A 5572-nucleotide genomic window follows, 5' to 3' on the forward strand; every position below is an offset into this window, starting at 1 on the left:
GACATCCGATAGGCGATATTTAGCTCCGGACTATGGTATTGTGCGGTGGCATCATGGATTACCGCTGCCATCAGTTCTTTCGGAGATGCGGGTAAGTCCTGCAAGTCATAACCATTATTTTGTAACGCTTGCATCACCTCGTAGATAGAACCGAACACATCTAGATAGGCTGCAGTTCCCACATTCCCCTTATCAGGGGGGAAACTAAAGACGGTGATGGCGACCTTTTTATTGAGTTTCGGTTTCTTTCTTAGGTTAGCCCATTTTAGCGCCCGTTGAGCGATCGCTTCTATCCGGTCCTGTAAGGCGATCGCTTTACCCGTGGCCCCATCCCGGCCCGATAATATAATAGGTTCGATCGCACCGTCTAATTCCGGAATAGCAATCTGTAGCGCCACTTGAATCGGGTGTAACCCCAAATCGCTTTCTTCCCATTCCTGAGTGGTTTGGAAAACTAGCGGTAACGCGCGCACATATAGGGACGATTGAGACGTTTTAAGGATTCTATCGCTTTCGGATGATCTTGTCGCGCTGGACCTCCCACTAAAGCAAATCCCGTCAGGGAAATTACCGTATCAACGATAGCAACCGCTTCTACTCCTTTTAAGCTTTTATCCCAGAAATATTCTTCTACGGGTTTAGAAAAATCTAATCCCCCAGCAAAAACGGGAAGGACTCGCGCACCCATAGACTCGAATTCCTGCACGAGAGCGACATAATGAGCGTCATCACCAGTAACGAGGTGAGTTCTCTGTAAAATTAAGCCAACACAGGGAGCTAAGGGGTCTTTGAGGTCATCGGCAATATCACTGCGGTTATTGTACCAAGTGAAGTATTCCTTGACATCCTCGAACATTTTCATGGATAAAGGATGCCAGATACCCAGATCCGGATAAACTACCGGTTCCTTGTAAACTACGCTGTCATCTTTGTTATCGAAGACGTACTTATCGGCCAACATTAACAGGAAGTTCTCTAAATTTTCTGCCGAACCCCCTAGCCAATACTGGAAACTTAACATAAAGTTGCGTGCGTCCTGAGCTTTTTCCATGGGGAGGTATTTCAGGACTTGCGGTAAGGTTCGCAATAACTTTAACATCGCATCTTGGAAACCAGCGCCAGAGTTTTCCCTGCGCTTTTTCATAAAGTTAGCGATGACACTCTTAGACTGTCCCAATTGGGCCATGGAAAAGCTGCCTAATTTATTTAAGCGCATTACCTGGGGCATGGAGGGAAAGACAATCGCCGCGTCTAATTGATCCCGATGGGGACTGACAGCGGCCACAACTTTATCGGCTAAATCTTCGATAAAGATGAGAGAAGCAATGAAAATATTAGCTTTGGCTACATCCTCTTGAAAATTGCGATAATTTTCCCCATCGCGCAGTTCTTCGATTAAATAACCACTAATTTCGATCGCTAGTTTCCGGTTGTTAGCGTTGATTTCCCTGACCGCACTACTCAGCGCACTTTGGTACTGAGGTTCTAGCACGACATAGACCACCTTGACCAGCGATCGACCATTCAACGCGTCGGGAACTATGTGACGAATGGTGGACTTGACGTGAGTGAACATATATGATGGTTCTCCTTAGGATTGCTGAGTCTGGTATGAAGTGATTTTCGTCATCAGATGACGATCGCCCTTTGTTTAAGGTGTTTAGATATATATGTTTCTGTTTTGTATCAGAAAATGTCACCCCAATGAGCATTTACTCTGGGTTTTGACACAATTTGATAAATATCTTGCCATATTTTGTAACAGATGGTAAAGAGCTTTTTGAGTAAATGCTCAGGCCTTTCTTTACAAAAATTAATATTTAATCTATTGACTTTTAATTCCAAAAGTGTTATTCATTAGCACCTCAGACGAGATGTCCCTATTCAAGATCGGGGTTAGGATTCGAGGTCGTCTCGTACAGGGCCGCAAGTGCTATAACTCAATCAAGATCAGCTTTTTGTCCTTGTCCTAGACCTCTGGTAAAAATCAAAAATTGTTGTTAGGGTTAGGATTCAGTAGCAGGTAAGCTGTACTGGATTTAAACTGAGTAGGGGAAATTTTAGTACAAATGCTCGAACTGGCAACTCCGGCGCTCTGGTGCAGTCTTAAGGAGTAATTTAGACAGTCAACAGCTTAATTATAGTGAGGAAATCAGGCAATAGTTTCAGAAAATTTGGCAAGTTTAGGTTGAAAAATCAACAACAAGGAAGTAAAGTTCTTAAAGTTTCGTTATGGTGGTAGAATTGGTTTATGGCTAAAAAGTTTTTATTTGATTCGATACATCTATGACCGAGTTATTTGCTAGTGCAGCAGGCCGACATTTGCAAGATGCCAAAATTTTGCTGTCTAAAAAACGTTGGGACAATGCCATTTACCTAGCTGGTTATGTAGTAGAATGCGCTTTTAAGTTTTTAGTAGAACAGTATTTTAAAAATGATCAAAGAGCCGCTAAAAAATTCGGACATGATCTCAAGGAATTAGAAGGTAAAGCGAGGGAAAGATTAGGAATTCTCTATCCTCGTTTAGAGCAACAGTTACCAGTTTCTCGCATCCGGGGAACTGTTCTAGGGCAAAATCACCCAGAAAGAAGATATTATCAATCTGGATATTGGACTGAAGATCAGGCTAACTCGGCCGTTGAATGTGCTGAAGAAATTTATCGAGATATTATTCCCAGATTAGTGCTAAACGGTTATATTTCTAGTAAGGATATTTAAGATTCTGATGATTAGTTTTAGTGAAACTTTTGCTAGGGTAAGGGACTGCTTTCTGGATTCCAGTCTTGGTTCTCTTGTAGCCAAACTAAAATCTGTGACTATTATTCGTGATGTTGAGGGAAAAATTCGCTTATTTCTAGAGTTAAAACAGGAAAACAAGATAGAATCAAACGAAGAAAACCATCTATCTACACTCCTGTCTGAAAAACTTGAGTATTACTATGGCCATGATATTTGGTGGCAAAAAGGAGAAGGAGATGCTTATAAAGCCCTGATTGATCTTATCATAGCTGAAAGAGTTCAGGCACCTTGGTTCGATGAATCGGCAAGCTTGAAATGGTATATTCTAGAACGTCATCTGGCTAAACAAGCATGGACAGAGAATAAAATTGGGCAGCAACTGCCTTGGGATTTTGAAAAAGTTGAAAAAGGATATAAACCAGCTATTGTCTCCTTTTTTTCCTTCAAAGGAGGAGTTGGTCGCACCACTACTATTGCCGCTACTGCCTTAACTTTAGCGCGGAATGGTCATCGAGTCGCTATAGTTGATCTTGATTTAGAAGCTCCCGGTCTGGCCACAATTTTTTCTGAGGATTTTGCCGATAATTCTGGTGTCATGGACTATTTGCTAGAAAAGAAAGTTCAAAAAGACAAATGGAAACTGAGTTTAAAAGATATTAATGACTCAAATTTGTTAGGAGATGAAGGTGAAATCTTAAAATTGCTACCAGCAGGAAATGTGGATCAAGATTATTTAGAAAAATTGGCTCGTTTAGACTTTCAAAATCTTGTCAATGGTCAACTACAAGGCATTTTAAAACAAATGCTAGAAGAAATAGAAAGGTTAAGCAGACCACTGGATTTTATTCTCATGGATGCAAGAGCAGGTTTTCATGATATTGGTGGTTTAGCTATTACTTATTTTTCCCATGCAGTGGTTATTTTTGGTACGGAATCTCGACAAAGTTGGGCAGGATTAACCCAAGTTATCCAACATTTAGCCCTATCTAACCCTGAGGATCCTTTACCATTAATTTTAGTTCATGCTCTCGCTCCATCTTTAGGAACAGTTGGCCGAGAAAGAGAGTTACGAAATTTTCGACAAAGAGCCTATACAATTTTCCAAGAAAACTATTATACTGAATCTGAAGATGTCCCTAACTCTAATGATACTGATGCACCATTTTTCCCGATAGTTGTCCCCTACGATAATAGTCTGCGGGGAGATATTGCCCTCTTTACTCGTGACTCACGGCACGATACTCCAGAAGAAAAAGAGAGATTAGCAAATCTCGTGAAAGTTATGACCGATTCTCCTTATCAAACTATTGCTGAAAAGCTTTGTCAATTATTTGGACGTGATGTGATTATAAACAATCGGTAAAAATTATGGCTGAATTCGATAAAAAAAAGTTACTGGAATTAATGGTAGCAGTTGCTCCTGGAAAAGCAACTGCTGAACAGGAAAGTGATGATGAAGACGTATTTCTCAAAAATTTCTTACCCGTGGTTGATTATAGAAAAGCTTTGGAGCCAAGCATTTTATTAATTCAAGGTGGTCGGGGTGTGGGTAAAACAGAATTATTTCGTTTACTAGCCATTCCCTCTGGACGAGAAGCTTTAGTTAATAGTTTAAATATTCGAGGTCTTGCTCCTTTAAATCAGACCAGATGGATTGCAGGATTTGGTCGCACTCGCAAAACTGCAAAACGATTTCCGTCACCAGAAATTATAGAAAAAGAAATGCAAAACGCTACTAATCTTGAATGGCGTAGTTTCTGGTTAGGATTGATTTTAGGTGTCATTTTACAGGAACAAGAATCTGATATTGCCAGCATTATAGGTCAAGAATTGGATCCAAATATTACTACTATTCTTAAAAATAGGTTATCGCTTTTATCAGAATGGAGAATTTTAGTTAAAGATAATTTTGAACATCTAAATTATGTTCTTGACAAATTAGACGAACAATTAATTAGTTCTGACCAATGGCTATTTATTACTTATGATGAATTGGATCGGTTATTGACTACTTATAATGCTCTAGCTAATCCGATTAGAGAATTATTAGCTTTTTGGCTCGATCGCTCTCGTCGTTGGGAGAGAATTCGACCAAAAATATTTCTTCGTACCGACCTATTTAGAGAGGAATTTTTGGGATTTCCTGATGCTTCTAAATTACAATCCCATCGGCTAGAATGGCAACGCTCTTGGCTCTATCAACTCTGGATTAAACGGTTAGCTAATTCCGATCAAGAAATGAGAGACTATTTACAGATGATCCCTAATTTAATTTATGAAAGCTCAACCCAACTAGGATGGAATGTTAGTAGTGATGAACGATTATTTGAAGAATTAATCGAAAACATGATCGGTAAATATATGGGAGTTAGTCCTAAAAAAGGCATTACCTACCGATGGATACCTAATCATCTTCAGGATACTGGGGGTAGAATTGCTCCTCGCTCTTTTCTAAAATTATTCGACAAAGCGGCAGCCAAAAGATTAGAACATTTTGAAAGTTTTGAACAACTGACTGAGCTATACCTTCTACAACCCTCTGATCTCCAGAGTGCTTTAATGGATACTTCAGAGGATAGAATTAAAGAATTAGCACAGGAAGAATATCCTTGGTTAGAATCTCTAAAAACTAAGTTAGAAGGGTTAAAAACTCCTATGCCGAAAGAAACTTTTTTAGAGGCTGTGCGCTCAACTCACTGGAGTACTGAAAAACAACCTCCTGTTAAGGAACCTGAAGAAATTATGCAATATCTAATACAATTGGGTGTGGTGGAAAGTCTCCTCGATGGTCGAATTAATATACCTGAAATTTATCTATATGGGTTTCAAGTTA

Annotated in this window: 3 protein-coding genes and 1 pseudogene; 3 read left to right on the forward strand and 1 reads right to left on the reverse strand. The window is 39.7% G+C overall.

Annotated elements, in window-relative coordinates; all coding sequences use genetic code 11:
* A pseudogene (locus PX636_RS12525) lies at window positions 1-1576 on the reverse strand (cobaltochelatase subunit CobN); the annotation flags it as partial.
* Window positions 1577-2286: 710 nt separating this feature from the next.
* Between PX636_RS12525 and PX636_RS12530 the strand changes: the two are divergent.
* The 3 genes from PX636_RS12530 to PX636_RS12540 form a co-directional block, all read left to right on the forward strand.
* Complete coding sequence (locus PX636_RS12530) at window positions 2287-2718, forward strand: HEPN domain-containing protein (protein ID WP_288117433.1); 432 nt, start codon at window positions 2287-2289, stop codon at window positions 2716-2718.
* Window positions 2719-2812: 94 nt separating this feature from the next.
* Window positions 2813-4102, forward strand: a complete 1290-nt coding sequence (locus tag PX636_RS12535) for a KGGVGR-motif variant AAA ATPase (protein WP_232023701.1) — start codon at window positions 2813-2815, stop codon at window positions 4100-4102.
* A 5-nt stretch (window positions 4103-4107) separates the two neighbouring features.
* The coding region (locus tag PX636_RS12540; RefSeq protein ID WP_288117434.1) for a P-loop ATPase, Sll1717 family at window positions 4108-5572 on the forward strand (1465 nt) is incomplete at its 3' end.

This window comes from Microcystis sp. M53598_WE2, assembly GCF_030067735.1.
GTDB classification, from domain to species: domain Bacteria; phylum Cyanobacteriota; class Cyanobacteriia; order Cyanobacteriales; family Microcystaceae; genus Microcystis; species Microcystis aeruginosa.

Excerpts from the sequence above, each read along its gene's own strand:
- PX636_RS12530 (WP_288117433.1), top strand. The coding sequence starts at position 2,287 with ATGACCGAGTTATTTGCTAGTGCAGCAGGCCGACATTTGCAAGATGCC.